This window comes from Streptomyces abikoensis (assembly GCF_014648775.1).
Lineage (GTDB): Bacteria > Actinomycetota > Actinomycetes > Streptomycetales > Streptomycetaceae > Streptomyces > Streptomyces abikoensis.
Window position 1 is genome coordinate 798347 of record NZ_BMRT01000003.1, and the last position, 25704, is coordinate 824050.

The window sequence follows — 25704 nt, forward strand, 5'->3', positions numbered from 1 at the left end:
CGTCCTCCCCACCCCCGCTTGATTGGAAGAACCCCACCCCCATGCTCCTGATCTCCCTCATCGTCGTGGCCGTCCTGGCCGTGGCAGCCGCCTTCTGGATCCGGCGGCAACTGCACTGGGCCCGCATAGGCCGCTACATCAACGCGGCGGGCATGCTGCCCGAGGAGCAGCAGATCACCGACCGGACGGGCCCGGACCCCGAGGGGGACGCCCTGCGGGAGGCCGTCTCGCGCGGCGAGTGGCGGGCGGCCGCCGAGGCCCTGGCGGCGGCCGGCACGGACTGGGAGCGGCGCTACGAGATCGTCGCCACCCTGGCGGAGGCGGCCGCAGAGGACGACGCCTGGCTGAGGGCCTGGCGTGCGGAGCGTCCGGACGACCCGGGCGCGGCCGTCGTCCACGCCGACGCGAAGATCTCCCTGGCGTGGGAGATCCGTGGCAGTGCCACGGCGAACCGGACCACCGCCGAGCAGTTCGCCGGCTTCCACCGGGTGCTGGGCGAGGCGCGCGAGGACTTCGCGCGCGCCGTCGCGCTGGCCGACCCCGCCGACCCCACCCCGTACGCGGCGCAGATCCCGCTCTACATGGGCACGGGGGCCGCGCACGAGGCGATGGGCGAGCTGTGGGCGGAGATCACCGCGCGGGCGCCGCACCACTACCAGGCGCACAAGGCCGCGCTCCAGTACTGGTGCGCGAAGTGGCGGGGCTCGGAGGAGCTGGCCCGCGAGTTCACGGCGAGGGCGGTGGCCGCGGCCCCGCCCGGCAGCGTACTGACGGTGCTCCCGCTGATCAGCTGGTACGAGCACAAGGACACCGGCGCCACCGAGGCCGACTACCGCTCCCCGGAGCTGACGGCCCTGGTGGACGCGGCCCTCCGCGACGTGGCGGCGGCCCGCCCCGGCCACCCGCGCGTGGCGGGCGCCCGCCACCTGCTGGCGTACTTCCTCACCCGCCAGGGGCGCCACGAGGAGGCCGTCGCGCAGTTCCGCGTGATCGACGGCTACGTCGGCGCCTTTCCGTGGACGTACTCCACCGACCCCGCCGAATTCTTCTGCGCCGTGCGCACCCAGGCGCTGGCGGGCGCTGCCACGAGCGGACGGCGGAATCCCGGGGGCGGCGCGTACGTTGTCCCGGACGGACCGCCGAAGCGAGGAGCCCTGTGATGTTCGTCAGCCGCCACCGGAACCACCTCCCCACCCCCGAGGAGACCCTGCCCGGCCGCCCGGCCCCGGCCTTCCCCCTCCAGGAGCGCCACAGCGTCCTGGACACGCCCCTGGCCGCCCCCTACCCGGAGGGCCTGGCCGTCGCCGACTTCGGCCTGGGCTGCTTCTGGGGCGCGGAACGGAAGTTCTGGCAGACCGAGGGCGTCTGGACGACCCTGGCCGGCTACCAGGGCGGCACCACGCCGCACCCGACGTACGAGGAGGTGTGCAGCGGCCTGACGGGCCACACGGAGGTCGTCCGCGTCGTCTTCGACCCGTCCCGCGTCTCGTACGAATCCCTGCTCAAGCTCTTCTGGGAGTCCCACGACCCCACCCAGGGCAACCGCCAGGGCAACGACCGCGGCACCCAGTACCGCTCGGCGGTCTACACCCACTCCCCCGACCAGCAGACCGCGGCCGAGGCCTCGCGCGAGGCGTACCAGTCGGTGCTCAGCGCGTCGGGCTACGGCGCCATCACCACGGAAATCCTCCCGGCGGCCCCGTTCTACTACGCGGAGTCCTACCACCAGCAGTACCTCTCGGACGCCAAGAACCCGACGGGCTACTGCGGCATCGGCGGCACGGGCGTCTCCTGTCCGGTGGGGATAGCGTCCGCCGGCGACTAGGCCAGGGGTGCCGCCTCCGCTTCCACGATCGAGGCGAAGCCCGGGGTGGGGAGGGTGCGGACGTGGCGGAGGCCGGATCGGGTGAAGAGGGTGGCCAGTTCGGTGGGGGTGCGGGTGCTGCCGCCTAGGGCCGTCAGCATCAGGAGGTCGAGGTCCTTGCCGGGGTGGGGGGCGTTGCCCGGCGGCGGGGCGGCGTCGATGACCAGGACGCGGCCGCCCGGGGCCAGGGCTTGGCGGCAGGAGCGCAGGATGCGGACGCAGTCGTCGTCGCTCCAGTCGGGCAGGACGTGCTTGAGGAGGTGGACGTCGCCCTTCGGGACGGCGGTGAAGAAGTCGCCGGGCTCGGCGCGCCAGCGTCCCGTCAACTCGTCTGCGGCGAGGAGGGGTTCGCGCAGCGCCGGTGCCTGGTCGAAGAGGACGCCCGACAGGCCGGGGTGGCGCAGCAGGACGGACCGGAGCAGGCCGCCGCGGCCGCCGCCGACGTCCACGACCGTGCCGTGGTCCGGGAACGGGTACGCGGCGGCGACCACGTCGTCGAGGGGGCCGGAGAAGGCCGCCATGCCGGCGTCGAAGACCTCGCGGGCCGCGTCGTCGGTCCGGAGGTGCTCGAAGAAGGGAGTGCCGAAGACCCTGGGGAAGGCGGATTCGCCGGTGCGTACGGTCTCGGCGAGGTCGGCCGCGGGGCGCAGGAACATGTCGTCGGTGAGCAGGAGCACCGCGTCGTGCAGCGAGCCCGGTATGCCGGTGCGCAGGGCGGACGCGGCGGGGGTCAGCCCGAACGCGCCCGCCTCGTCCTCCTGGAAGACGTCGCGCGAGGCCAGGAGCCGCAGCAGCCGGCGCAGTGTCGTCGCGTCGGTGCCGGTGGCCCCGGCGAGTTCGTTGGGGGTGCGCGGTCCGTCGGCGAGGTGGTCGGCGAGCCGGAGGCGCGCGGCGGTCCGCAGTGCGGCGGAGTGGAGGAAGCCGAAGGTCTCCTCCATCAGCCGGAGGGCGCCCGAGGGGTCCAAGGGGGGTTCCGGGGCGGTTTCGGGGGTGTGGGCCGGGGTGGTGGCGGGGTCCATCACGGCCTCCCTGGCGGCGGTTCCGGTGGGTATCGGAGGATCATCACCCTTTCAGCCCCCGGCCGGACCACGGCTCCGCCGCTGTGTCGATCTCCGGTAGGACTTCCGCCCTAGGGCCGCCGCGCCCCGTTCGGTCCGGCTCAGACCGCCAGGTGGAAGCCCGCGCCGACGCCGCCGTTGGTGTTCATCTCGGCGATGATGTCCAGGATCGCCGAACTGTGCTGCACGCCCCAGGCGTTGCCGACCAGCGTCTGGCCGCTGACCACGGGGGAGCCGGAGTCCCCGCCGTTGGTCCAGATGAGGTGGGTGAACCAGATGTCGTGGGTGCCCAGCTTGATGCCGCAGGTCAGGCCCGTGCGGTGGCCCTGCTTGCACATGCGGACGCCGTTGGGGGGCGGGGCGCCGATCGAGGTGATGGTGACGCCGCCGACGGTGGCGGTGGGGGCGACCCTCGTCTCGTCCAGCTTGATGACCGCGAAGTCGAGGCCCTTGGGACCGGCGTTGAGCAGGTTGTTGGGCGTGCTGACGTACGTCACCGTGCCGATGGCGCCCGTCTCCAGGTCGGCGCGGCTGGCGTTGAGGTCGGCGGGGGCGGCCGCGGTTCCGGCGGGGGAGGTGTCCCGGTAGACCTTCTCGCCGACGAGCTTGTTGCCCTTCTCGTCGATGAAGCAGTGGGCGTTGGTCAGGCCCACCAGGTTGCCCGCGTTGTCGCGGCCGACGGCGGTGAGGGTGCAGACGTAGAAGCTCTGGCGCTCCTCCGGGGTCGGGGTGATCCGGAAGATGATGCCGGTGCCGCCGCCGATGGGCGTCAGCGGCCGTTCGGCCGCGGGGGCGGCGGCCGAACCGGCGGCGGGGGTGGCGGCGGTGGCGGCCGGGACGGCGGTGAGGGTCAGGCCGGCCGTGAGAACGGCGAGGCCGAGGGCGCGTAACGCGCGCAGCATGCGATCACTCCTGTACGGGACGGGAACAGGGACGGGAACGGCCGGGGTGGGGACGACGGACGACGGCCCCGGCCGACTGCCGCAGCGGCAATCACGCACATCGAAGAACACGGATGCGGGTTTGTCACTAGTGGTCGAGTGAAGCTCGAGTACCGCTTCACGGCGATTTCACTGCCGCCGCGCTACCCCGTCTCCTCCGGCCCCATCTGCTCCAGCCGCGCCGCGATCTCGCGCGGGTCGCCGTGGTGGTGGCAGATCGCGTCGCGGTCGCGGCCGGGGCGGGGGTCGCGGAGGGAGACGGCGACCTCCGCTGCCTCGCGGAGGGTGCACCGATCGCGTCCCAGCACTTCCCTCAACGCGATCAGCGTGCCGATGCTGGAAACCGTGCGCTCGGCGAACCACAGCGCGACGGCCTCCATGCCGCCCGCCGCATACTTCTCCCGCACGGTCCCGGTGAGGTCCTCGTAGGCGACGGCCAGCCGGGCGTACGCGCTCGGCTCGTCCGGCACATGACTCCGGGACAGGGCGGCGGCGAAGCGCACCAGGTAGCCACCGCCGGTCTCCGTGTCGTCCGGGTAGTCCTTCTCGAACTCGGGCCAGTCGATCTCTCCCGCCTCCGCGAGGACGGACGGGATGTCGGCCCACTCCCCCGCCGCCGAGAGGACGCGGTCCAGGAGCTCGTACGGCGCGGTGACGCTCTCCGCGAGGAGAACGGCGTCGTAGAGGTCCTTGGCCTCGGGGTGGGTGTCGCTCACCAGCCACATGACCTTCCAGACGAGCGAGAGCTCCGGGCTCGCCGCCATGAGGGTGACGGGGGCGCCCTCGCCGCCTGCGAGGGGCGGGATCGCGGTGCGGACGGGCGGGGCGGGCAGGGGCTCGTTGAAGACGAAGTCGAGCTGGACCGTGCCGGACGGGGCGTCGTCCGTTCCGGTGGCCGTCCAGGGCAGGACGAGCCGGCGGCCCGGCACCCGGTCGTACGTCCAGATCTCGTCGCTGACGGCGCCCGCCGCGTCGATGCGGACCGGGCTGCCGGACGCCCGCGCGGCGGCCTCGGCGGCGCGAGCCACTCCGTCGAGCATGGCGTCCGTGCGGTCGTCCTCCAGCCGCCAGGTGTCGGGGACGACGACGAAGTCCAGGTCACCGGGCTCGCGGGCCGCGTCGCCGAACCACGCCTTGAGCAGCACGCTGCCGCGCAGCACCAGGTGCCCGGCCCACGGGGAGGCCGCGACCGCCGCGAGCGCGTGGTCGAGGGCGTGACGCCGGGCCGCGAACCACGCCTCGCCCCGGTCCGGGTCCGCGAACCGGGGCTCGCTCAGCCGCATGCCGAGGAGGTGGTGGTTGGCCGCCGGGTCGTACACGGGAAGCTGCACGACGCCCTCGCCGGGCACCGGGCGCAGCGTCGCCGGCAGGTCCTTCTTCCGCCGCGTGGCCTCGTCGGGCGGGAGCTGCGGGACGACCGTCGTGGCCTCCCACGGTCCGTACGGGAACTCTTCCCACGGTGTCGTCGTCATCGTCATCGCTTCACGTCCTCGGTGGTGGTCTCTTCGCCGGATGTCGCTTCGTCGATCCAGCCGTCGTCTGTCTCTTCGTCGATCCAGCCGTCGTCGACCGTCTCGTCACTGTCGTGGACGACGAATTCCCGTTCACTGGAGGCCATGTCGTACCCCGCGTCCCGCAGGGCCGCCAGCAGCGCGTCCAGCCGTCGCTCCGCCGTCGGGCGGCCCACGAGGCGGCAGCGCTGGGTGACGAACCGCTCGGCGCGGCCGTCCGCCCGCACCCGGCGGGCGTTGCGCGACAGGTGCGCGGCGTGGGCCTCGGCGAGCGCCGTGAGGGCGGAGGTGTCGGTGCCGGGGGTGAGCAGGAGTTTCACGTGGTGCTCGAAGTAGTACCGCGCCCCGAGGGCCGCCGCCTCCGCGTCGGTGCCGGGCACGCCCTCCGCCCAGGGGGTCGCCTCGATCTTCGTCCGGACGACCGCGAACCCGGCCCCCCGCACGTCGCGCGCCGCGTCCTCCACCGCCGCCCGGACCACGGGCAGCGGCCCGGAGCCGCGCAGGGTGAGCATCGGCTGGCTGGGCGTCCGGCCCCGGTCCAGCACGATGTGCGCGCACTTCATGCCGTGTCCGGCCGCGTACCGTTCGAGCGCGTCCACGGTCGCGGGCCCGTCATCGGCGCGCACGGTGAGGTGGGCCTCGAAGTCCCCCTCGAAGTCCCCGGCGAAGCGAGCTGTGGTGGTCGCGGTGGTGCTGGATATCACCGGGGGATGATCTCAGGGCACGACCTCGCAGGTCATCGGCGCCCTCGCGGCGGCGGGCGGCGGCGCTCCGGCACGTGATTCGGCCAACGCCGCGCTGGGGCGGAAGCAGACGCGGTACAACGCCTCCATGAATATTCGTTCGATGGCGATGGCGGGAAGTCTGGTGGCGGCGCTGGTCCTTGGCGCGCCGGGAGTGGCGGGAGCGGCGAGTGCCACGGCGGCCGGGAACGCCGAGCGCCCCGACCGGTGCGGGCGGCCGGCGGCCGTCTCCGTGTTCCACGACGGTGGCGCGCCCCTGCTGGACTGGCGGGAGAACCTGGAGTTCGACGGGCGCGGCACCTTATGGGTCTCCCATGTGACCAGGAACCGCGTCGAGGGGTACGCCCCCGACGGGACGCTGAAGGCGTCCTTCCCCGTGCCCGGCCCCGGCGGGATCCGCCGGGGGCCGGACGGGCTGATGTACGTCAACTTCGGTGTGAACCCGCTGGAGCGGGACGGCGGTGTCATGCGCTTCGACCCGGCCGCGGCCGAGCCCCGCGCCGAGAAGGTCTTCGGCGGCACGCCCAGGATCAACGGCCTCGCCATCGACTCCGCCGGCAACTTCTACCTCAGCCGCGAGCTGGCCACCGGCATCCTCAAGATCCGGCCGGACGGCACCCGGGACGAGGAGTGGACGCGGAAGGCCGACGTCTTCGGCACCAACGGCCTGGAGATCGTCGGCGATCAGCTCTACGCGAGCGTTCTCGTCAACGGCACGTCCCCGGTCGTCCGCGTCCCCCTGGCCGACCCGGCGCGGCACACCGCAGTCACCCGGCTCAGCCGCACCGTCCTGGACGGCAAGTTCCTCGACGACCTCACCGCCTTCGGCGGCGACCTGGTCGTCGCGGCCTTCCGGAGCGGCGAGCTGATCAAGGTGGACCCGGTGACCGGACGGTCCTGCGTGCTGGTGAGCGGGCTGCGGATGCCGACGAGCGTCCGCGTGCCGCGTGCGTTCGGCGACCACGACGGGCGCCGCGAGCTGTTCGTCACGGAGGCCTCCGGCCGCGTCGTCACGGTGACGCTCGGCTGACCGTACGAGCGCGGTACCGCCCCGCCGCCCGACCCCCGTACGGACGGCGGGGCCACCCGCTACCCCACCGGGACGGCTCGTACCGCCCGGAAGCGGAAGCTGCCCGTCCCCACTTCCACCGCCACCTCCGTGAACCCCGCCGCCCGCAACCGCGTCTCCAGAGTCGCGGGCGGCACCGGCACACACGTGTCGCCCCAATGGATCAACCGCCAGCGCCAGTTGCTCAGCGAGTCGCAGCCGGCGAAGACACCGCCCGGGCGCAGCACGCGGTGCGCCTCGGCGAAGAGGGCGTCCTGCCGGGCGGGCGAGGGGACGTGGTGGAGCATGGTGAAGCAGGCGACGGAGTCGAAGCGGCCGTCGGGCCAGGGCAGGGCGGTGCCGTCGCCGTGCACGACCTCGACCTCGGCTCCGCCCCCGACTCCCCCCTTGGCCCGGTCGCCGAACTCGCGGCGCAATCGGGCCGCGTACTCCGCGTCGACCTCGACGACGCTCAGCCGCGCGAGGCCCTCCCGGCGCAGCAGGACGCGCGTGGTGGCCCCGTAACCCGGCCCGATCTCCAACGCGTCGGGCCCGAGCGGCACTCCGTCCAGGACCCACGGCAGTAAACGGTCCTCGACGGCGCGGGCCCACTTCTCGGAACTGCACAGACGGCGGTGAACGAGATTCATCGGCATGCGGCAAGGCTAGGAATCAGGCGACCGTGTCGTATACGGGCCAGGAGGCCAACTCATGTCGCCGAAAGGACATACCGCCGTCACGGGGGTACATCCCGCCGCCCACGTCGTCGCCCCGGCCGGCAGTGCCATAGCCGTCGGGAGCTTCGCGCTCGGCGAGGACGAATGGTTCGACGTTCATCGGCACAGCGCCCATCAACTGGCGTGGGCGCCGCGCGGCGTCCTGGCCGTGCGCGCGGCGGGACGTACGTGGGTGCTGCCGTCGACCGTCGCGCTGTGGATCCCGGCGGGCGTCCCGCACGCCACGGGCGCCACGTGCGCCGCGCTGATGCGGAGTCTGTACTTCTGGCCGGACCGTTGCCCGTTCGGCTGGGAGACGCCGCAAGTCATGGCGGTATCCGGGCTGTTGCGGGAGCTGATCGGCCATCTGTCGCGGGAGGACCTCGACACGGGGGCGCGGCAGCGCGCGGAGGACGTCCTGCTGGACCAGCTGCGTCCCGTCTCCGTGACGACGGTCAGGGCGCCGATGCCCTCCGACCCCCGGGCCCGGCGGGTGGCGGAGGCCCTCCGCGCGGACCCGGCGGACGGGCGCACGCTCGCGCAGTGGGGCGCGCTGGTGGGCGCGAGCGGCCGGACGCTCGCGCGGGCCTTCGTCGAGGGCACGGGCATGTCGTACGGGCGGTGGCGTGCCCAGCTGCGGCTGGAGGCGGCGATGCCGCTGCTCGCGGCGGGGGCGACGGTGTCCGCGGTGGCGCGGCGGGTGGGGTACGGCTCGCCGAGTGCGTTTGTGGCGGCGTTTCGGAGGGGGGTGGGGGTGCCGCCGGGGGCGTATTTCTCGCCGCGATAGGGCTGCGCCGAGGGGTGGCCTGATCACCTGCGGGCCGGTGGGGGCTTGTCGCGCCCGCGCGGCGGCAGCCGCATATCGACACAGCCCCGCGCCCCTAACGGGGCGCGTCGGCGCTGGTCGCGCTCGCGCGGCGGCAGCCGCGTACGCCCCCTACGGGCGCTTCCCCGCCAGTCTCGCCGCGTTCGCGGCTTCCGTGCCTCGGGCCCAGCCCTCGGGGTCGCGGCCCTTGAGGCGGTGGGAGGTGGTCTCGGGGAAGAGGCGCCCGGCGGTCTCGCCGACCGCCACGTCCCGGGCGGCCAGCACGGGCAGGACCTCGGGGCGGGTCTCCTCGGCGGCCACGTCGCGGACGGCTGCGGACAGCCGGTCGCCGATGCGGCCCGCGTAGGCGATCAGGAAGGACTCGCGGAAGTCCCGGGTGCGGCGGGAGCGGCCACGGGCGTGGTGGTCGTCGGCGGCGCGGCCCATCGCGGTGGTGGCCTGGACGAGGAGGGAGGTGTAGAGGAGCTCGACGAGCTCCAGGTCGGCGTCGAACCCGACGACGGTCGAGAAGCCGTACTCGCTGGACCACACCGCCTGGCAGTGGTTGGCGGCGGCCACCGCGTTCAGGAGCAGGGCCTTGGCGGATTCGTACGGGCCCTCGACCCCGATCCGGCAGGCGCCCGGCCCGTCCCCGGCGGCGGCCGCGCCGGCGGCGAGCAGGGCCTCGTCTATGGAGTGCCGGGCCATGAGCTCCTGGGCCTTGGCGGAGAGGGCCTCCGCCTCCTCCGGGAACTGCGTCGACTCCGCCTTCGCCAGCAGTGCCCGGACGCGGCCGAGCATCCGGGGCGGGGCGGCCGCGGCGGCCGCGGCGACGTGCCCGCCGGTGCCGGGCAGCGGGCCGACGCCGCCGACCCTCGGCAGCCCGTCGATCAGCCGCAGCGTGGCCAGGGCGCGGACGGCGGTCTCGAAGCGGCTCAGCCGCTCGCGCTCCGCGAAGCCGTCGAGGAAGGTGTCGTCCGTCTCCCACCAGGCGCGCGCGTCGAGCTCCTCCAGCTGGGCGACCCAGCGCGCGTCGAGCGTCTCCGGGGCGTAGCGCCGGCCCTCGGCGGCTATGAGGGCGACGGCGAACCGGGTCTCGGCGGGGGGCGGTTCCCGCCGTACGAGCCGGACGACGTCGGCGGGCTGCCAGCCGTACTCCCAGGCCCGCCGCACCGTCGCCGAGCCGTGCCGGACGACCGCGCCGCTGATGGCCTCCCAGCCGGCGGGGGCGGCGGCCAGGACGGAGGCGGCGGCGTAGACGGCGTCGTCGAGATCGTCCCCGCGCACCGCCCGCAGCCCGCGTACGGCCGCGGCGACGGTTTCCAGGGGCGACTCGGTGCTCTGCACTGTGGGGGGCTCGCTTCCTCGGGGGCCCGGGGCTGGGGGTGCGCCGGAGTGGAATCCCATCTTCCCGCATCCCCGCAGGCAGGGCACACGCCCGGTGCCCGCCCCGGCTCCCGCAGGTCACAACGGGGTCGGAGCGGGCCGCAAGCCGGGGTCGGAGCGGGCCGCAAGCCGGGGTCGGAGCGGGCCGGAAGCCGGGGTCGGAGCGGGCCGGAAGCCGGGGTGGGAGCCGGGTCAGAACCGGGCCTGGAAGACTCCCACGGACCGCTCGGGCCGGTAGCCGAGCAGCTTGTTCACGGCGCGCATGGGCCCGTTGTCGTCGGACACGCCCGTGACGATCTCCCGTACGGGCATCCGTCCCTCGCGCACGAGCCGCAGCATCCGCAGCTTGACCGCCCGCCCCAGGCCGAGCCCGCGGTGGCCCGCGGCCACGGCGGTGCCGTACTGCGTGGCCCGCGCGCCGTCCGGGGAGCGCCGCACCAGCTCGGTGTACCCGGCGAAGGAGCCGTCGGGCGCGACCGCGGCGACCGTGAGCATCTCCCCGCCCCGGTCGACGACGAGCTGCTGGACGGCGCGGGAGCGCGCGGCGTCCCAGCGCGGCCGTTCCTCCTCGAAGTCGCCCCAGGGGCTGTCGGACATGGCGTCGCGGACGGCCGCGAAGGGCTCGGCGAACTCCTCGGGCACGGCGCCCTCCCACTCGACGAAGCGGTACCCCTCCGGCAGGACCGGCTCCTCGGCCGCCGCTTCATCCGTCACGTCCTGCACGTACATCACCAGCGGGAGGGCGCGTACGAAGCCGCGCGCGAGGGCGAACTTCTCGCCCGCGCCGCCGATCTCGATCTGGGCGCCGACCGCGCCCCGCCGCTCCCGCTCCAGGATCGCCCGCACCTCCTGCCACAGGCGCATACCGATGCCCCGGTTCCGCAGCTCCGGCCGGACGACGAGGTGCTCGATCCAGGCCGTCTTCCGGTTCGCTCCCTCGTCGAACAACCGCAGGGAGACGACCCCTGCGTACCCGCCCTCCCCCGGCACGGCCAGCCGTACGTACCGGCTGTCGCCGTCCGTCACACACAGCACCCCGGCCGTCTCCACCCGCCCGGGCGCCGGCACGGCGGGCAGGTCGTGGGCGTGGGCGGCGGCTATGACGGCGTGCCAGCCGTCGATCTCGCTCTCGGAGGGGCGGTCGTTCAGGCGCAGCAGTTCACTCATTCCGCGCACGCTACGACGCGAGCTCCGCGCTGTCGTTCGGTTTTCCACGAGCACGGACGAGCCCGGACGACAAAGGGGCCCTCCCCACGGACGAATCCGCCGGGAGGGCCCCTTCACGCATCAGCGACCGGGGGTCACGCGCCCGTGGCGCTGCCCGCGACCCACTGCGCCCAGTCCATGTTCCAGCCGTTGAGGCCGTTGTCCGGGGCGATGGTCTTGTCGTCGGAGTTCTTCACGTCGACGACGTCACCGATCAGCGAGTTGTTGTAGAACCAGGCACCCGGGGTGTTCGGGTCGTTGGCGCCCTGCTTGTCCTCCAGGCCCACGCAGCCGTGGCTGGTGTTGGAGACGCCGAAGACGCCGCTGCCCCAGTAGTTGCCGTGGATGAACGTGCCGGACGTGGACAGGCGCATGGCGTGCGGCACGTCCTTGATGTCGTACTCGCCCTTGCCGTCCTTGCCGGTGAAGCCGACGGTGGAGCCGTTCATCCGGGTCTCCACGAACTTCTCGGAGATCACCATCTTGCCGTTGTACGTCGGGTTGGACGGGCTGCCCGCCGAGATCGGGATGGTCTTGAGGGTCTGACCGTCCCGCACCACCGTCATCTGGTGGGTCTTGGCGTCGACCGTGGAGACCTGCGAGCGGCCGATCTTGAACTGGATCGTCTTCTTCTGGACGCCCTTGATGTTCGGGCCGCCCTCGACGCCGTCGAGGTCCATCTTCAGCGTGACCTCGGAGTTGGCCTTCCAGTACTCCTGCGGCCGGAAGTCGATGCGCTGGTCGCCGAACCAGTGGCCCACGACCTTCTGGCCGCTGCTGCTGGTGACCGTCAGGTGGGACTGGACCTCCTTCCGGTTCTTGATCGGCTTGTCGAAGTCGATCGACACGGGCATGCCCACGCCGACCGTCGAGCCGTCCTCCGGCGTGAAGGAGCCGATGAAGCTGTTGTCGGGAGAGACGGTGGAGAAGGAGGAGTTCTCAGTGGCCTTGCGGTCCTTGGAGTCCTTGGCCTCAGCAGTGATCTTGTACTTGGTCGAACGCTCGAGCTGCTTGTTCGGCTTCCAGGACTTCTTGTCCGAAGATATTGAACCCTCGACGGGAGTGCCCTTGTCCGTCGTCATCTTGACGCTGGTGAGCTCGCCATCACTCACGGTGACGGACACGGCATCGGCCGTGATGCCGACGCCATTGGCGCCGTTCTTGGGCGTGATCTTGATCTGCGCCTTGGAGGCGTCCTTGGCGGCCGCGGCGTCGACCTGACCCTGGGACTTCCCCTTGGCGTCACCGCCGCCCTTGGCGTCGTCGCCGTCGCCACCACAGGCGGCCAGGGTCAGTACCCCGCCGAGCACAGCGGCCGCGGCCACCAGGCCCTTGCGGCGCTTGCCGTACGTCATCACACGCTTCTCCATTGCTCCTGGACCCCGGAATCCCCCGAGCCGATCGTGGGGCTCGTGGGGCTACACGTATCCCGGCTACTACATAAGGGAACGCGTGCACCGTTTGGCCCGGTTCCACTCATCGGCAAACTGTGGGAAAGACCACGCCAGTAAAGCCCCTCGGGTCCCGAGGTCCACAACCGGGGTCTTGAAAAAGGGCAAACGCCCTGCTACTGGACCGCCGGTTACCCCATGGCTTCCCCACCGGCCGCCGGTGTCACTAACATCGTGTCAGTCGGGACGCGCCACAGCTCACGACCGTCAATCTCTGTCGTCGCCAGGGGGTTTCATCCCGTGACCACACGTCGCCCGCTGCTGACCGCCGTCGCCGCCGGCACGGTGCTGTGCGCGCTGTGGTTCGTCCCCACTGCCCACGCTACGCCCGAGCGTCCCGAGAAGCAGCAGGACGCCCTGGCGGCGGCAGCGGCCCCGGCCGCCCAGGAGCTGGCGGCCAGCGGGGGTGTGGACACCACTCCGTATGTCTTCGGTGGCATAGCGTTCGTCGCCGCGGGCGGCGCGCTGGTCACGGGCGCCGCGCGCAGGTCGCGCGGCGCCGCTCGCTGACCGACCGGCCGTCAGGCCAGCGGGCCCGTCACCGGCTCCACGGCCGCGACGAGCTCCCCGGACCGGACGAACTCCTCGGCCGCCGCCAGGTCCGGCGCCAGGAAACGGTCCCCGCCGGGGCCCTCCACGCCCGCCGCGCGCACGGCCTTCAGCACCGCCCGCGAGGCCGGGGACGGCTCCATGCCCTCCCGCAGCTCGATCGCCCGCGTCGCGGCGACGAGCTCCACGGCGACGACCCGGCCGAGCGCCGCCACGGCGGTGCGCAGCTTGCGCGCCGCCGACCAGCCCATGGAGACGTGGTCCTCCTGCATCGCGGAGGACGGGATCGAGTCCACCGACGCCGGGACCGCCAGCCGCTTCATCTCGCTGACCAGCGCGGCCTGGGTGTACTGGGCGATCATCAGCCCCGAGTCCACCCCGGCGTCCCCGGCCAGGAAGGCCGGCAGGCCGTGCGAACGGTTCTTGTCCAGCAGCCGGTCGGTCCGCCGCTCGGCGATGGAAGCAAGGTCGGCGGCCGCGATCGCAAGGAAATCAAGGACGTAAGCCACCGGCGCACCATGGAAATTGCCGTTCGACTCCACGCGGCCGTCCCTCAGCACCACGGGGTTGTCGACCGCGGCGGCCAGCTCGCGGTCCGCCACCAGCCGGGCGTGCGCCAGGGTGTCCCGGCCCGCGCCGGCCACCTGCGGGGCGCACCGGATCGAGTACGCGTCCTGGACGCGCGGCGCGTCGTCCTGGTGGTGCCCGGTGAGCCCGGAACCGGCCAGCACCGCCGCCATGTTCGCGGCGCTCGCACCCTGCCCCGGGTGGGGGCGGATGGTGTGGAGCTCGGGGGCCAGGACCTTCTCCGAGCCGAGCAGCGCCTCCAGGGACAGCGCGGCGGTGATGTCGGCCGAGGTGATCAGACGGGCCAGGTCCGCGCAGGCCATGACGAGCATGCCGAGCATGCCGTCCGTGCCGTTGAGCAGCGCGAGCCCTTCCTTCTCCCGCAGCTCCACGGGCTCGATGCGGTGCTCGGCGAGCAGCTCCGCGGCCGGGCGCACCACGCCGTCGGGCCCCTCGGCGTCGCCCTCGCCCATCAGCGTGAGCGCGCAGTGCGAGAGCGGCGCGAGGTCGCCGGAGCAGCCGAGCGAGCCGTACTCGTGCACCACGGGGGTGATACCCGCGTTGAGGATGGCGGCCATGGTCTCGACGACCAGCGGGCGTACGCCCGTGTGCCCGGAGGCGAGCGTCTTCAGGCGCAGGAACATCAGCGCCCGCACGACCTCGCGCTCGACGCGCGGGCCCATGCCGGCGGCGTGCGAGCGGACGATGTTGCGCTGGAGCTGGACCCGCAGGTCGGGGCTGATGTGCCGGACGGCGAGGGCGCCGAAGCCGGTCGAGACGCCGTACACCGGGTCCGGCTTGGCGGCCAGATCGTCGATCACCTGCCGCGCGGCGGCGACGGCGGCGAGGGCCTCTTCCGACACGACCACGCGGGCGCCGTCGCGGGCGACGGCGATCACGTCTTCCGCGGTCGTGCCGGACGTTCCCACCACCACAGAGTGCATATCCATATTCAGGCACCCTAGAGACTGAATCGCTACCTGTCACTAGTCGACTTTGTACTCGTGTAACGCCGTGCGGTGACGATCCATGCCGGCTCCCCGCCGGTGGGCGAAACCCGCCCGATCACCCGGAACGCCCCCGGCCCCGGAACCGGCGCCGCTCCGCCGACAGCGGCGACGGCGGCCGGTCGGCCATCCGCACCACCGGATCCGCACGCCCCCCGTCCCGCCCCGCCACCACCGGCCCCGCCGACCGTGCCGCCTTCGCCCGGTACTGCGCCGCGTCCGCCAGCCGGAACAGCCGGCGCGCCGAACGCACCGTCCCGATCGGATCCCCCGTGGAGGCGACCCCGCAGGCCACCCCCTCCCCCAGCTCCAACGCCCCCGCCCGCCGGCACAGTTCGTCCGCGACCCGCACCACCTCGTCCGCCGTCGGCCCCACCGACAGCAGACAGAACTCGTCGCCCCCCAGCCGCGCCGCCAGCGCCCCCGGCAGCTTCGCCCCGCACAGCGACAGCACCGAGCCGAACCGCTCCAGCAACCGGTCCCCGACCGCGTGCCCCAACGTGTCGTTGACCTTCTTCAGCCCGTTGAGATCGCACACCAGCAGACTGACGACAGCGCCTTCCCCCAGGTGCCGTTCCACCGCCTCGTCCAGCCGGGCGTCGACCGCCCGCCGGTTGGCCAGACCCGTCAGCGGGTCGGTGAACGCCAGCCGCCGGACCTCCTCCAGCCGCTCGGTCTGCGCGATGCCGGACGCCGCCACCGCCGCCAGCACCGTCGCGAAGTCCGCGTCGCCGGGCCCGAAGAGCGGCGCCCGCACCGAGCGCGCGACGTACAGCTCGCCCCACGCCCGCCCGTGCAGCACGATCGGCGCGACGACACAGCAACCGCGACCGCGCCGCCGCAGCGCGGCGACCCTTGCTTCCTCGTCCCCCCGAGCCGTCTCCACCCAGGCGTGCGGCTGCCCGCCCACCCTCCCCCAGCTACCGCTGGGAGGTGCCCCCATGCCGTGCAGGAACTCCGTGATCTCGGGAAAGACGTCCACGGGATACGACTCGTCCCCGGGGAACCGCTCCTCCCCCTCCGCGAGCTCGCCCACGTTCACCAGCACCCGCAGCCGGCCGCGCTCCCGCTCCCACACCGAGATCGCGGCGAACGTCCCGTCCAGCGCGCGGCGCGCGCCCTCCGCCGCGGCCTCGACGCTCTCGAGCGGGGTGGGCGCGGCGGCCATCGCCTGCGCGAGCTCCACGACAGCGCGCAGCCGGGCGTCGCACTCCCCGTCACCAGCCACCCGAGCCTCACATTCCGTGACCGCAAGGGCCTCCCGACCCGTACTCCAGCGTAAGAACGTCGGGCGCATTCCGCGCAAGAGAACTCATAAGCGCTTATGCCCTACTCCCCGGGCCAGTCCGGCTTCCGCTTCTCGTTGAACGCCGCCACGCCCTCGGCCCGGTCGCCGGAGAAGGCCACCGACCGCCAGGCCGCGTCCTCGACCTCCAGCCCGGCCCGCAGGTCCAGCCCGTGCCCCAGCCGCAGGGCCCGCTTCGCGGCCCGCAGCCCGACCGGGGAGTTGCCGGCGATCCGGGCGGCCAGCGCCAACGCCTCGTCCCGGTCGCGGCCCTCGTCGACGAGCAGGTCCACCATGCCCAACTCCCGGGCCTCGGCGGCCTCCACCCGCCGGGCGCTGAAGATCAGCTCGGCGGCGCGGGCGGCCCCGACGCGGCGCGGCAGCAGCTGGGTGCCGCCACCGCCGGGGATCACGCCCACGGACACCTCGGGCAGCCCCACCACGGCCGTCCGGTCGGCCACGATCACGTCGCAGGACAGCGCGAGCTCGTACCCGCCGCCCAGGGCGAAGCCGTGCACGGCGGCGATGGTGGGAACGGGCAGCTCCAGCACGCCGGTGTAGCAGGCCCGGGCGTGCGGGCGCTGGCGGACGAGGTCGGCGTCGGTGAAGGAGTTGCGCTCCTTGAGGTCGGCGCCGACGCAGAAGGCGCGTTCGTGCGTGGAGGTGAGGACGACGACCCGGACGTCGCGGTCGGCGGCGAGCTCGGCGGTCGCCTGCCCGATGAGCCGGCCCATCTCCGTGGAGACGGCGTTCATGGCCTTGGGGCGGTCCAGGACGAGTTCGGCGACGTGACCGTTCTCGTGCGTCCGGATCGCGATCCACTCTCCGATGCGGCGCTCGCTCACGCTGGTGCCCTCCCGGGTCTCCGTGTACGGACTGACGGCGTACGGACGTACGGACGGCACCGATCATGCCTCCCGACGGCTCCGGGGGCCATACCCAAGATCGCACCGGTGCCACGACGACGCGGCGGCAAACCCGGCGCCACCGACGCGGCGGCCGCTCAGCCGTTCTCCCGCCGCGTGAGCAGCCACGGCTCGACGACGCCGAGGCCACGCACCGGCCGCTGCCACATCGGCTGGAGCGCGAACCGGTACTCGCCCCGCTCGCCCGCCGCCGCGACCTCCGCCTCCGACTTGGGCGCGTCCCCGTTGCGCGTGAGCTCCTCCGCCAGGGCGCCGTCGACGAGGACGGCGTCCTTCGGCGCTATCGAGGTGAGCCGGCTGGCGAGGTTGACGGTGGTGCCGAAGACGTCGCCCATCCGCGTCGTGACCGTCCCGAACGCGATGCCGACCCGCAGCTCGGGCATGGTCTCGTCGTTCGTGAGGGTCTCGATGAGCCGCAGCCCGATCTCCGCCGCCGTACCGGCGTCGTCCGCCGCGTACAGCACCTCGTCACCGAGCGTCTTGATCAGGCGCCCGCCGTGGGCCGCGACCAGATCCGCCGCGGTCGTCTCGAAGGCCTCGACGAGCTCGCCGAGCTCCTCCTCCTCCAGCCGCCGCGTCAGCCGGGTGAAGCCCACGAGGTCGGCGAAGCCGACGGCCAGCCGCCTGTCGACCATCTCCGCGTCGTCGGCCGCCTGGACGACGCGACCGGTGGCGGCGGCGAGCTGCCGCCGCCAGACGTAGATCAGGAACTCCTCCAGCTCGGGCAGCAGCAGCTCGACCAGCGGATAGGTGATCTCGGCCCGGCTCAGGCCCTCCTGAGGCTCGGTCAGCCCCTCCAGGAAGGAGTCGATCTGCCAGTCGGCCAGCCGGGCCGTGGTCTGGCCCGTGGACCGGGCGACCTGGACGGCCATGGGCTCGCTGAGCAGACCCGCCTCGACGAGGCCGGCGAGGCGCCGCAGCGCCAGCACGTCCGCCTCGGTGAGCGCCTTGGCCTGGCCGATGTCGGCGAAGCCCATGGCACGCCAGAAGCGGGCGGCCAGGTCCATGGAGACCCCGGCCGCGCGGGCGGCCTGGAAGGGGGTGTAGCGGCGCTCGGCGCCGAGGATCAGCGACTCAAGCCGGAGCGCGAGAGGGTCGCCCTCCTCGCCGATGTCCTCCTCGCCGATGCTCCCCCCGACGCCGGGGTGACCGGCGTGGCGAACACCGTGGTCGCCGCCGCCCGTACCGTCGTCCCCCGTGGCCCTGCCGGCTCGGGTGGTTCCCCCATCGTCGGCGGTCACCGCCCGCCCCCTGTCCGATCCGTGCGCACTGCCCTGCCGATCACTGCTCGCTTAGGTTCCAGGCACAACGATACGTCAGGTGTGCCGTAGCTCACTCTCCCGACGGCGCGGCGGTCACTCTTTACGACGTTTACGATCCGGCCGCCCGCAAATGGACGATGTCGCCCGCTCCCACCGGTTGCCGCACCCCCTCGGCCGTCGCCAGCACCAGCCGTCCGTCGCCGTCGACGGCCACGGCCTCGCCGACCAGCTCGCGCCCGCCGGGCAGTTCGGCGCGGACGGTCCGGCCGAGGGTGGCGCACCCGGCGGTGTACATCTCCTGGAGCCGGCAGGCGGCCGGGTCGCCGCCCGCCACGCGCCACGCCTCGTAGAGGTCGGCGAGGTTGCGCAGCACGGCCCGCAGCAGCGGGTCGCGGTCGGTGACCTCGGCGCCGGCGAGGGCGAGGGAGCCCGCCTGCGGGACGGGGAGCTCGTCGGCGCGGAGCGTGACGTTCAGCCCGATGCCCACGACGACGGCGTCGCCGGAGCGCTCGGCGAGGATGCCGCCGGTCTTGCGCTCCTCCCCGTCGACGGTGACGAGGAGGTCGTTCGGCCACTTCAGGGCGGTGTCGACGCCGGCGGCGCGGGAGAGGGCGGTGGCGGTGGCGACCCCGGCGAGCAGCGGGAGCCAGCCCCAGCGCTCGGCGGGCACACCGGGGCCGGGGGTGAGGCGGACGGAGAAGAAGAGCCCGGAGCGCGGGGGCGCGGACCAGGTGCGGTCCAGGCGCCCGCGCCCGGCGGACTGCTCCTCGGCGACGAGTACCGCGCCCTCGGGACCGCCGGCGGCGACGAGGTCGGTGTTGGTGGAGCCGGTGCGCGGGACCACGTCGAGGGAGGTCCACAGCCCGCCGGGGCGGAGCAGCGCCCGGCGCAGGGCACCGGCGTTGAGCGGCGGGCGGTCCAAATCGGACCAGGGGTTTTCGGACCGGGGGTTTCCGGAGGCGTCGGAGGGCGTCATAAGAGCCACCATAGGAGGCGAGAGCCCGACGAACCGGACGGCACCGACCGGCGCCGGTGCCGCCGAAGGTGTGGCCAAAGACGCACTGCCGCAGCGCATGCGCGCGGATACGCTACGAACCGGTAGCCAGGGCGGGCCCGTCGGGGGGCACCGCCATGTCCGCCTTCCCACCCCTCCGGACGAGCAGGAGCCGCATCCCGTGTCCGAGCCAGTAGCCGACGAATTCGACATCCACACGACCGCGGGCAAGCTCGCGGACCTCCAGCGCCGGATCGAGGAGGCGACGCACGCCGGCTCCGCGCGGGCGGTGGAGAAGCAGCACGCCAAGGGCAAGCTGACGGCGCGCGAGCGGGTCGATCTGCTGCTGGACGAGGGCTCGTTCGTGGAGCTCGACGAGTTCGCGCGGCACCGTTCGACGAACTTCGGCATGGACGCCACCCGTCCGTACGGGGACGGCGTGGTGACCGGCTACGGCACGGTGGACGGCCGTCCGGTGGCGGTCTTCTCGCAGGACTTCACGGTGTTCGGCGGCGCGCTCGGCGAGGTGTTCGGCCAGAAGATCGTCAAGGTGATGGACTTCGCCCTGAAGTCGGGGTGCCCGGTCATCGGCATCAACGACTCGGGCGGCGCCCGCATCCAGGAGGGCGTGGCGTCCCTGGGCATGTACGGCGAGATCTTCCGCCGCAACACCCACGCCTCCGGCGTCATTCCGCAGATCTCGCTGGTCGTCGGCCCGTGCGCGGGCGGCGCGGTGTACTCGCCCGCCATCACGGACTTCACGGTGATGGTGGATCAGACCTCGCACATGTTCATCACCGGCCCGGACGTCATCAAGACGGTCACCGGCGAGGACGTGGGCTTCGAGGAGCTGGGCGGCGCGCGGACGCACAACACCACGTCGGGCGTGGCGCACCACATGGCGGGCGACGAGAAGGACGCCATCGAGTACGTCAAGGCGCTGCTGTCGTACCTGCCGTCGAACAACCTCTCCGAGCCGCCGGCCTTCCCTGAGGAGGCCGATCTGGAGGTCTCTGACGCCGACCGCGAGCTGGACGTCCTGATCCCCGACTCGGCGAACCAGCCCTACGACATACACACCGTGATCGAGCACGTGCTGGACGAGGGCGAGTTCCTGGAGACGCAGGCGCTGTTCGCGCCGAACATCATCACGGGCTTCGGCCGGGTCGAGGGCCGCCCGGTGGGCGTCGTCGCCAACCAGCCGATGCAGTTCGCGGGCTGTCTGGACATCGCCGCGAGCGAGAAGGCGGCGCGGTTCGTGCGCACCTGCGACGCGTTCAACGTCCCGGTGCTGACGTTCGTGGACGTGCCGGGCTTCCTGCCGGGCACGGACCAGGAGTACAACGGCATCATCCGGCGCGGCGCCAAGCTGATCTACGCGTACGCGGAGGCCACGGTGCCGCTGATCACCGTGATCACCCGCAAGGCGTTCGGCGGCGCGTACGACGTCATGGGCTCCAAGCACCTGGGCGCCGACCTCAACCTGACGTGGCCCACGGCGCAGATCGCGGTGATGGGCGCCCAGGGCGCGGTCAACATCCTCCACCGCCGTTCGCTGGCCGCGGCCGCCACGCCGGAGGAGCAGGAGGCGCTGCGCGCCGAGTTGCTCGCGGAGTACGAGGACACGCTGCTCAACCCCTATGTGGCGGCCGAGCGCGGCTACGTCGACGCGGTGGTCATGCCGTCGGAGACCCGCCGCCACATCGTGCGGGGGCTGCGCGCCCTGCGCGACAAGCGCGAGGCGCTGCCGCCGAAGAAGCACGGGAACATCCCGCTGTAGCGAACGCAGGGAACGCAGGGAACGCAGCGAAAGGGACGCCGACGTGATCAAGGTCGTTCGGGGCAACCCCACACCCGAGGAGCTGGCCGCCGCCCTGGCGGTGGTACGGGCCCGCGCGGCGGTGGGCGCCACCGCCGCGCAGGACGCCCCGGCCCGCTCGGAGTGGTCCAATCCGGCCCGGCTGGCGGCGGGCCGGCGCGTCCCCCACCCGGGCCCGCTGGCCTGGCGCACCAGCTACTGGCCTTCCTGAGCCCCTCGGCGTCGTGGCGGCCTGAGTACGCGTACTCAGGCGCCACACGCCTCGCGGGCGGACCATGGAGGTCATGCTCTGGTCCGACCCGTCCGACGAACCGCCCGAGGAGCTGCGCGAGGCGCAGCTCATGCTCCGGCGGGCCGGGATCGTGCTGGCGGTGGGGATGGTGCTGCTCTTCCTGGTGCTGGGCGTGCACTGACCTCGTGATGGTCACGCTGTGTCACAGAATCCTCATAGGTTTGTCCGTTCTGGAACTGGATTCACCCGTTTCACGTCCTGCCCCATATGAACAAGCCCGTCCGTCACATAGCGGTATTCACCGGAATACTGGTGCTCGCCCTGCTGGTCAGGGCGACCTGGGTGCAGTTCGTCCGCGGCGACGAGCTGTCGAACCACGAGAAGAACCGGCGCGTCGCGATCGCGAGCTTCTCCCAGCCACGCGGCGACATCATCGTCGGCGGCCGGCCCGTCACCGGGTCGGTGGAGACCGGCGGCGACCTGAAGTACAAGCGGACCTTCACCGACGGGAAGATGTACGCCCCCGTCACGGGCTTCTTCTCCCAGGGCTACGGCAGCAGCTACCTGGAGGGCGTCAACAACAAGCTGCTCAGCGGCACGGACGACCGGCTGTTCTTCCAGCGCACCGCCGACATGTTCACCGGCAAGAAGGCGCGCGGCGGCGACGTCGTCACCACCATCGACCCCAAGGCGCAGAAGGCCGCGTACGAGGGCCTGGGTGACCGCAAGGGCGCCGTCGTCGCCCTCGACCCCCGGACGGGCAAGATCCTCGCGCTGGCCTCCACGCCCTCGTACGACCCGTCGACCATCGCCGGGAACGGCAAGAAGGACAAGGCCGCCTGGGACGCGCTCCAGAAGGACCCGGACAAGCCGATGAACAACCGGGCGCTGCGCGAGACGTACCCGCCCGGCTCCACCTTCAAGATCGTGACGGCGGCCGCGGCCCTGGAGAACGGCCTCTACTCGGACATCAACGCCGCCACGGACTCCCCCGACCCCTGGACCATGCCCGGCACGGTGACCAGGCTGCCCAACCAGAACCCCCTGGCACCCTGCAAGAACGCCTCCCTCAACGTGGCCATGCAGAACTCCTGCAACACCGTCTACGGCAAGGCGAGCTCCGACCTGGGGCAGGACAAGATGCGCGCGATGGCGGAGAAGTTCGGCTTCAACCAGGAGCCCTTCACTCCGGTGCGGGCGAGCGCCAGCACCTTCCCCAAGAACATCAACAAGTCCCAGACCGCCATGGCGGGCATCGGCCAGGGCAGCCTGACCGCCACCCCGCTGCAGGTCGCCATGATGACCGCCGCGATCGCCAACGACGGCAAGCTGATGAAGCCCTACATGGTCGAGGAGCTGCGCGACCCGGACCTGAAGACGGTCGAGAAGCACAAGCCCGAGGTGATGTCGGAGGCCGTCTCGCCCGGGATCGCCAAGAAGGTCCAGCAGATGATGGAGGACACCGCCACCAAGGGCACCGGCAAGGCCGCCCTCATCGACGGCGTCACCGTCGGCGGCAAGACGGGCACCGCGGAGCGGGGCGCGAACCAGAAGAACCTGGCGTGGTTCATCTCGTACGCGAAGACGGACGAGGGCTCGCCGGTGGCGGTCGCGGTGATGATCGACCCGGACGACAGCGTCCCGGACGACCAGATCTCGGGCGGCAAGCTCGCGGGCCCGATCGCGAAGAAGGTCATGGAGGCGGTGCTGGGCAAGTGACCCCGCCCGCGCGGGGTCCGGGGCGGAGCCCCCGGGAAACTACGCTGGCCCCCATGAGCAACCACACCCCCTCCCGCCGCCTTGTCCTCGCCTCCCAGTCCCCCGCGAGGCTCGGGCTGCTGCGCCAGGCCGGCCTCGCCCCCGAGGTGATCGTCAGCGGGGTGGACGAGGACGCCCTGGACGCCCCGACCCCCGGCGAGCTGGCCCTCGTCCTGGCCGAGGCCAAGGCGGTCGCGGTGGCGGAGCGGGAATCCGCGGCGGGGGCCCTCGTCATCGGCTGCGACTCCGTCCTGGAGCTGGACGGCCAGGCCCTCGGCAAGCCCGCCGACGCCGAGGAGGCCACCGCGCGCTGGAAGTCCATGCGCGGCCGCGCCGGCGTCCTGCGCACCGGCCACTGCGTCGTCGACACCGCCACGGGCCGCCGCGCCTCGGCGACGGCCTCCACGACGGTCCGCTTCGGCGAGCCGTCCGACGCCGAGATCGCCGCCTATGTGGCCTCCGGCGAGCCGCTGCACGTCGCGGGCGCCTTCACCCTCGACGGCCGCTCGGCACCGTTCGTCGAGGGCATCGACGGCGACCCCGGCAATGTCATCGGCCTGTCGCTCCCGCTGCTCCGCCGGCTGCTCGCGGAGCTGGGCGTCGGCATCACCGACCTCTGGACCTGACGGGCCCGGCGCCCCTGCGGGGCGCCGCGTGACCCGCCGGACAGGGCCTAGAGCGGCAGCGCGCTCGTCGCGGCGCCGACCTGCTTCAGCTGGCTGAGCTGGTCGAGCTTGCCGAGCCCCTTCACCACGCCCGGGTAGACGCTCTGGTCGTGGTCCGGGGCCATGTCCTGCATGGCGGGGGCGGCCTGCGGCGCGGGCATGCCCTTGGGGGGCTGGACCTGCGCCGGGGCCGGGGCGCCGTGGACGGCCGGGGCCTTCGGCCCGGCGGGGCCCTTGCCGCCCTGTGCCTTGGGGGCCTGCCCCTTCGGCGCGGCGGCCTGGCCCTTGACGGCCTGCCCCTTCTTCGGCGCCTGTCCCTTGCCGGGGTCGCCCTTACCGGAGTCGCCCTTGGCGGGCGCGCCCTTGCCCGGGGCCTTCTTGCCGGGAGCGCTCTTGGCCGGACCCTGCTTCCCCGGGCCCGCCTTGGGGTCGCCCTTCACCGGTGCGTCCGGCGAGGGGGCCGTGACACCGACCGGCCCCGCGTTCGACGACGGGGGCGGCCCCACCGGCGTCGGCAGCGTGGGTACGGCGGCGGCAGCGACGGAGGACATGGACAGTGCGGCGCCGGCCAGAACGGCAGCGGCAGCAATGCGCTTGATCATGACTTCATCAACGATGTCAGGGTATTTCGGTCACGATCCCCTGGGCCACCGGAGGCAATGCCCGGCACAGTCAGCGCAGTTCGCCACCCGCGTCTCCCCCGCCCCCGGGAATTACCGCACCACCCCGGCCTCTTACGACCGATTCCCCTGGTTCCATTGATCCCACCGGCCCGATCCCCGAAGGAGCCCCGCCCGCCATGCCGCAGTCCGTCGACCGGGCCCTGGACGTCCTGGACGCCGTCGCCGCCGCCACCGGCCCCGTCCCCGCCAAGGCGCTCGCGCGCCGGCTGGGCTGCGGCCTGTCAACGGTGTACGAGCTGCTGGGCGCCCTCACGGACCGCGGCCACCTCACCCGTACGCCCGCCGGCTACGTCCTCGGCTACCGGGTGCCCGCCCTCCACCGGGCCTTCCAGCAGCAGATGCGGATGGGGGACGAGGTGCAGGAGCTGCTGACGAGGGCGCACCGCACGGCCGGGGTCGACACGTACTTCAGCACGTACCGCGACGGTGACATCGCCGTGCTCGCCGGGGCGACCACGACTCACCCCACCGGCGGCTTCGGCACCGGCCAGGACGCCCACGGGTACGCCACCGCCCACGGCAAGGTCCTGCTGGCCGCCCTCCCCCGGGCGGCCCGGCTGCGCTATCTGGCCGCCTCGGGGATGCGGGCGATCACTCCGCGCACCATCACCTCGGCGGAGCGACTGGACGTCCAGTTGCGACGGGTGCGCGACGAGGGGGTGGCCGTGGAGGTGGAGGAGTGCGTGCCGGGTGTGGCCTGCGTGGCGGTGCCGGTGCCCTCGTCCGAGGGCCTGGCGGCCGTGTCGGCGGCGCTCCCGCTGGACGACTTCCACCGGCGCGGCGCACAGGTGACGGAGACCCTGCGAGCGGTCGCCGCGGAGGCGGCGAAGTGGCGGGGCGTGTCGGACATCAGCCGCCTTACTGACGGGTAGATCTATCGGCAACGGTGCCTACGGCCCGGGACGGCACGCAAACTTTGTGTCACCCGTTCGTAGGGACTCCACAAAGATTCGGCGTCGCCACTCCCGGTCGCCATCCGAGAGCTTGGCCACACGGTCGCGCCAACGGCACCCCGGGAAACCCGGCGTACCGTGGATGATCTGGGGACTTGGGCTCACGCACGGCTCCCTTCTCACGCTCCGTGTGGGCAAGGTCACCCCGGAAGTCGGGTCGGCACAGAGTGTCGCCAGTACCTAAACTCACCTTGTTTCAAGGAGGGAGCCATCGTGCGCAAGGTGCTTATCGCCAATCGTGGCGAAATCGCTGTCCGTGTCGCTCGTGCGTGCCG

26 protein-coding genes are annotated in these 25704 nt (G+C 72.9%); 12 read left to right on the top strand and 14 right to left on the bottom strand.

The features are described 5' to 3' along the window. The first annotated feature begins 41 nt into the window (after positions 1–41). Positions 42–1160, top strand: coding sequence for a hypothetical protein (locus IE096_RS13895; protein ID WP_189451722.1), 1119 nt, complete (start codon positions 42–44; stop codon positions 1158–1160). Beyond that, positions 1160–1825 carry a peptide-methionine (S)-S-oxide reductase MsrA gene (gene msrA / locus IE096_RS13900; RefSeq protein WP_189451723.1) on the top strand — a complete coding sequence of 222 codons (666 nt, stop codon included), beginning with the start codon at positions 1160–1162 and terminating at the stop codon, positions 1823–1825. The genes IE096_RS13895 and msrA overlap by 1 nt, the downstream gene beginning before the upstream one ends. Here msrA and IE096_RS13905 read toward each other — a convergent pair. The 4 genes from IE096_RS13905 to IE096_RS13920 all read right to left on the bottom strand — a co-directional run bounded on the left by IE096_RS13905 (position 1822) and on the right by IE096_RS13920 (position 6078). Continuing rightward, a complete protein-coding gene (locus tag IE096_RS13905; RefSeq protein ID WP_189451724.1) occupies positions 1822–2883 on the bottom strand; it encodes a methyltransferase in 1062 nt (353 codons plus the stop codon). The two genes, msrA and IE096_RS13905, sit on opposite strands and share 4 nt — an antisense overlap. Before the next feature lie 140 nt (positions 2884–3023). Beyond that, the gene (locus tag IE096_RS13910; RefSeq protein WP_189451725.1) at positions 3024–3824 is read right to left on the bottom strand and encodes a trypsin-like peptidase domain-containing protein; all 801 of its coding nucleotides are present in this window, start codon (positions 3822–3824) and stop codon (positions 3024–3026) included. Positions 3825–4006: 182 nt separating this feature from the next. Continuing rightward, a complete protein-coding gene (locus IE096_RS13915; protein ID WP_189451726.1) occupies positions 4007–5335 on the bottom strand; it encodes a nucleotidyl transferase AbiEii/AbiGii toxin family protein in 1329 nt (442 codons plus the stop codon). A 2-nt stretch (positions 5336–5337) separates the two neighbouring features. After that, positions 5338–6078 carry a hypothetical protein gene (locus tag IE096_RS13920; protein WP_229820148.1) on the bottom strand — a complete coding sequence of 247 codons (741 nt, stop codon included), beginning with the start codon at positions 6076–6078 and terminating at the stop codon, positions 5338–5340. Positions 6079–6205: 127 nt separating this feature from the next. Here IE096_RS13920 and IE096_RS13925 point away from each other — a divergent pair, with 127 nt between their 5' ends. Continuing rightward, positions 6206–7147, top strand: coding sequence for an SMP-30/gluconolactonase/LRE family protein (locus tag IE096_RS13925; protein WP_189451727.1), 942 nt, complete (start codon positions 6206–6208; stop codon positions 7145–7147). Between the two features lie 59 nt (positions 7148–7206). On the opposite strand, the gene IE096_RS13930 is transcribed toward IE096_RS13925, so the two are convergent. After that, positions 7207–7821 carry a class I SAM-dependent methyltransferase gene (locus IE096_RS13930; RefSeq protein WP_189451728.1) on the bottom strand — a complete coding sequence of 205 codons (615 nt, stop codon included), beginning with the start codon at positions 7819–7821 and terminating at the stop codon, positions 7207–7209. Between the two features lie 55 nt (positions 7822–7876). Between IE096_RS13930 and IE096_RS13935 the strand changes: the two genes are divergently transcribed. After that, entirely contained in the window at positions 7877–8668 is a 792-nt protein-coding gene (locus IE096_RS13935) for an AraC family transcriptional regulator (protein ID WP_189451729.1), read from the top strand. 150 nt (positions 8669–8818) lie between these two features. Here the strand turns inward: IE096_RS13935 and IE096_RS13940 are convergent, their stop codons facing one another. From IE096_RS13940 to IE096_RS13950, 3 genes are all read right to left on the bottom strand, one after another. Then, on the bottom strand, positions 8819–10033 hold the full coding sequence (locus IE096_RS13940; protein ID WP_229820149.1) for a DUF2786 domain-containing protein: 1215 nt from the start codon (positions 10031–10033) through the stop codon (positions 8819–8821). 231 nt (positions 10034–10264) lie between these two features. After that, positions 10265–11239, bottom strand: coding sequence for a GNAT family N-acetyltransferase (locus tag IE096_RS13945; protein ID WP_189451731.1), 975 nt, complete (start codon positions 11237–11239; stop codon positions 10265–10267). Positions 11240–11373: 134 nt separating this feature from the next. Then, entirely contained in the window at positions 11374–12648 is a 1275-nt protein-coding gene (locus IE096_RS13950) for a L,D-transpeptidase (RefSeq protein ID WP_189451732.1), read from the bottom strand. A 321-nt stretch (positions 12649–12969) separates the two neighbouring features. On the opposite strand from IE096_RS13950, the gene IE096_RS13955 reads away from it, so the two are divergent. Further along, positions 12970–13239: a hypothetical protein gene (locus IE096_RS13955; protein ID WP_189451733.1), complete on the top strand. Its 270-nt coding sequence runs from the start codon at positions 12970–12972 to the stop codon at positions 13237–13239. 11 nt (positions 13240–13250) lie between these two features. On the opposite strand, the gene hutH is transcribed toward IE096_RS13955, so the two are convergent. The 5 genes from hutH to IE096_RS13980 all read right to left on the bottom strand — a co-directional run bounded on the left by hutH (position 13251) and on the right by IE096_RS13980 (position 19301). After that, entirely contained in the window at positions 13251–14795 is a 1545-nt protein-coding gene (gene hutH, locus IE096_RS13960; protein ID WP_189451734.1) for a histidine ammonia-lyase, read from the bottom strand. A 115-nt stretch (positions 14796–14910) separates the two neighbouring features. Further along, positions 14911–16020, bottom strand: a complete 1110-nt coding sequence (locus tag IE096_RS13965) for a GGDEF domain-containing protein (RefSeq protein ID WP_229820172.1) — start codon at positions 16018–16020, stop codon at positions 14911–14913. A gap of 161 nt (positions 16021–16181) precedes the next feature. Further along, the gene (locus IE096_RS13970; RefSeq protein ID WP_126915726.1) at positions 16182–16982 is read right to left on the bottom strand and encodes an enoyl-CoA hydratase/isomerase family protein; all 801 of its coding nucleotides are present in this window, start codon (positions 16980–16982) and stop codon (positions 16182–16184) included. 158 nt (positions 16983–17140) lie between these two features. Next, positions 17141–18304, bottom strand: a complete 1164-nt coding sequence (locus IE096_RS13975) for an adenylate/guanylate cyclase domain-containing protein (protein WP_189451736.1) — start codon at positions 18302–18304, stop codon at positions 17141–17143. A 130-nt stretch (positions 18305–18434) separates the two neighbouring features. Continuing rightward, complete coding sequence (locus tag IE096_RS13980) at positions 18435–19301, bottom strand: biotin--[acetyl-CoA-carboxylase] ligase (RefSeq protein WP_189451737.1); 867 nt, start codon at positions 19299–19301, stop codon at positions 18435–18437. Between the two features lie 199 nt (positions 19302–19500). Here IE096_RS13980 and IE096_RS13985 point away from each other — a divergent pair, with 199 nt between their 5' ends. From IE096_RS13985 to IE096_RS14000, 5 genes are all read left to right on the top strand, one after another. Further along, the gene (locus IE096_RS13985; protein ID WP_189451738.1) at positions 19501–21099 is read left to right on the top strand and encodes an acyl-CoA carboxylase subunit beta; all 1599 of its coding nucleotides are present in this window, start codon (positions 19501–19503) and stop codon (positions 21097–21099) included. Between the two features lie 43 nt (positions 21100–21142). Next, the gene (locus tag IE096_RS13990; protein ID WP_189451739.1) at positions 21143–21349 is read left to right on the top strand and encodes an acyl-CoA carboxylase epsilon subunit; all 207 of its coding nucleotides are present in this window, start codon (positions 21143–21145) and stop codon (positions 21347–21349) included. Between the two features lie 73 nt (positions 21350–21422). Continuing rightward, on the top strand, positions 21423–21551 hold the full coding sequence (gene mmpB / locus IE096_RS31845; RefSeq protein WP_268248314.1) for a morphogenic membrane protein MmpB: 129 nt from the start codon (positions 21423–21425) through the stop codon (positions 21549–21551). Between the two features lie 86 nt (positions 21552–21637). Next, positions 21638–23089 carry a peptidoglycan D,D-transpeptidase FtsI family protein gene (locus IE096_RS13995; protein WP_189451740.1) on the top strand — a complete coding sequence of 484 codons (1452 nt, stop codon included), beginning with the start codon at positions 21638–21640 and terminating at the stop codon, positions 23087–23089. A gap of 53 nt (positions 23090–23142) precedes the next feature. Beyond that, on the top strand, positions 23143–23754 hold the full coding sequence (locus tag IE096_RS14000; protein WP_189451741.1) for a Maf family protein: 612 nt from the start codon (positions 23143–23145) through the stop codon (positions 23752–23754). A 47-nt stretch (positions 23755–23801) separates the two neighbouring features. Here the strand turns inward: IE096_RS14000 and IE096_RS14005 are convergent, their stop codons facing one another. Further along, positions 23802–24395 (bottom strand): hypothetical protein, encoded by a 594-nt coding sequence (locus tag IE096_RS14005; RefSeq protein WP_189451742.1) that lies wholly within the window; start codon positions 24393–24395, stop codon positions 23802–23804. Between the two features lie 197 nt (positions 24396–24592). Between IE096_RS14005 and IE096_RS14010 the strand changes: the two genes are divergently transcribed. Together IE096_RS14010 and IE096_RS32160 are read left to right on the top strand one after the other, a co-directional pair. Next, positions 24593–25348 (top strand): IclR family transcriptional regulator, encoded by a 756-nt coding sequence (locus IE096_RS14010; RefSeq protein WP_189451743.1) that lies wholly within the window; start codon positions 24593–24595, stop codon positions 25346–25348. Between the two features lie 294 nt (positions 25349–25642). Then, on the top strand, positions 25643–25704 hold a 62-nt coding region (locus IE096_RS32160), incomplete at its 3' end, for a biotin carboxylase N-terminal domain-containing protein (RefSeq protein WP_344069737.1).

Bases quoted from the DNA above. Each gene is read 5' to 3' on its own strand.
- IE096_RS13935 (WP_189451729.1), top strand. From the start codon at position 7,877: ATGTCGCCGAAAGGACATACCGCCGTCACGGGGGTACATCCCGCCGCC.
- IE096_RS14010 (WP_189451743.1), top strand. From the start codon at position 24,593: ATGCCGCAGTCCGTCGACCGGGCCCTGGACGTCCTGGACGCCGTCGCC.
- msrA (WP_189451723.1), top strand. From the start codon at position 1,160: ATGTTCGTCAGCCGCCACCGGAACCACCTCCCCACCCCCGAGGAGACC.
- IE096_RS13950 (WP_189451732.1), bottom strand. From the start codon at position 12,648: ATGGAGAAGCGTGTGATGACGTACGGCAAGCGCCGCAAGGGCCTGGTG.
- IE096_RS13995 (WP_189451740.1), top strand. From the start codon at position 21,638: ATGAACAAGCCCGTCCGTCACATAGCGGTATTCACCGGAATACTGGTG.
- IE096_RS14000 (WP_189451741.1), top strand. From the start codon at position 23,143: ATGAGCAACCACACCCCCTCCCGCCGCCTTGTCCTCGCCTCCCAGTCC.
- IE096_RS13895 (WP_189451722.1), top strand. From the start codon at position 42: ATGCTCCTGATCTCCCTCATCGTCGTGGCCGTCCTGGCCGTGGCAGCC.
- IE096_RS13905 (WP_189451724.1), bottom strand. From the start codon at position 2,883: ATGGACCCCGCCACCACCCCGGCCCACACCCCCGAAACCGCCCCGGAA.
- mmpB (WP_268248314.1), top strand. From the start codon at position 21,423: ATGCTCTGGTCCGACCCGTCCGACGAACCGCCCGAGGAGCTGCGCGAG.
- IE096_RS13930 (WP_189451728.1), bottom strand. From the start codon at position 7,821: ATGCCGATGAATCTCGTTCACCGCCGTCTGTGCAGTTCCGAGAAGTGG.
- IE096_RS13965 (WP_229820172.1), bottom strand. From the start codon at position 16,020: ATGGCCGCCGCGCCCACCCCGCTCGAGAGCGTCGAGGCCGCGGCGGAG.
- IE096_RS14005 (WP_189451742.1), bottom strand. From the start codon at position 24,395: ATGATCAAGCGCATTGCTGCCGCTGCCGTTCTGGCCGGCGCCGCACTG.
- IE096_RS13915 (WP_189451726.1), bottom strand. From the start codon at position 5,335: ATGACGACGACACCGTGGGAAGAGTTCCCGTACGGACCGTGGGAGGCC.
- IE096_RS13945 (WP_189451731.1), bottom strand. From the start codon at position 11,239: ATGAGTGAACTGCTGCGCCTGAACGACCGCCCCTCCGAGAGCGAGATC.
- IE096_RS13980 (WP_189451737.1), bottom strand. From the start codon at position 19,301: ATGACGCCCTCCGACGCCTCCGGAAACCCCCGGTCCGAAAACCCCTGG.
- IE096_RS13925 (WP_189451727.1), top strand. From the start codon at position 6,206: ATGAATATTCGTTCGATGGCGATGGCGGGAAGTCTGGTGGCGGCGCTG.
- hutH (WP_189451734.1), bottom strand. From the start codon at position 14,795: ATGGATATGCACTCTGTGGTGGTGGGAACGTCCGGCACGACCGCGGAA.
- IE096_RS13910 (WP_189451725.1), bottom strand. From the start codon at position 3,824: ATGCTGCGCGCGTTACGCGCCCTCGGCCTCGCCGTTCTCACGGCCGGC.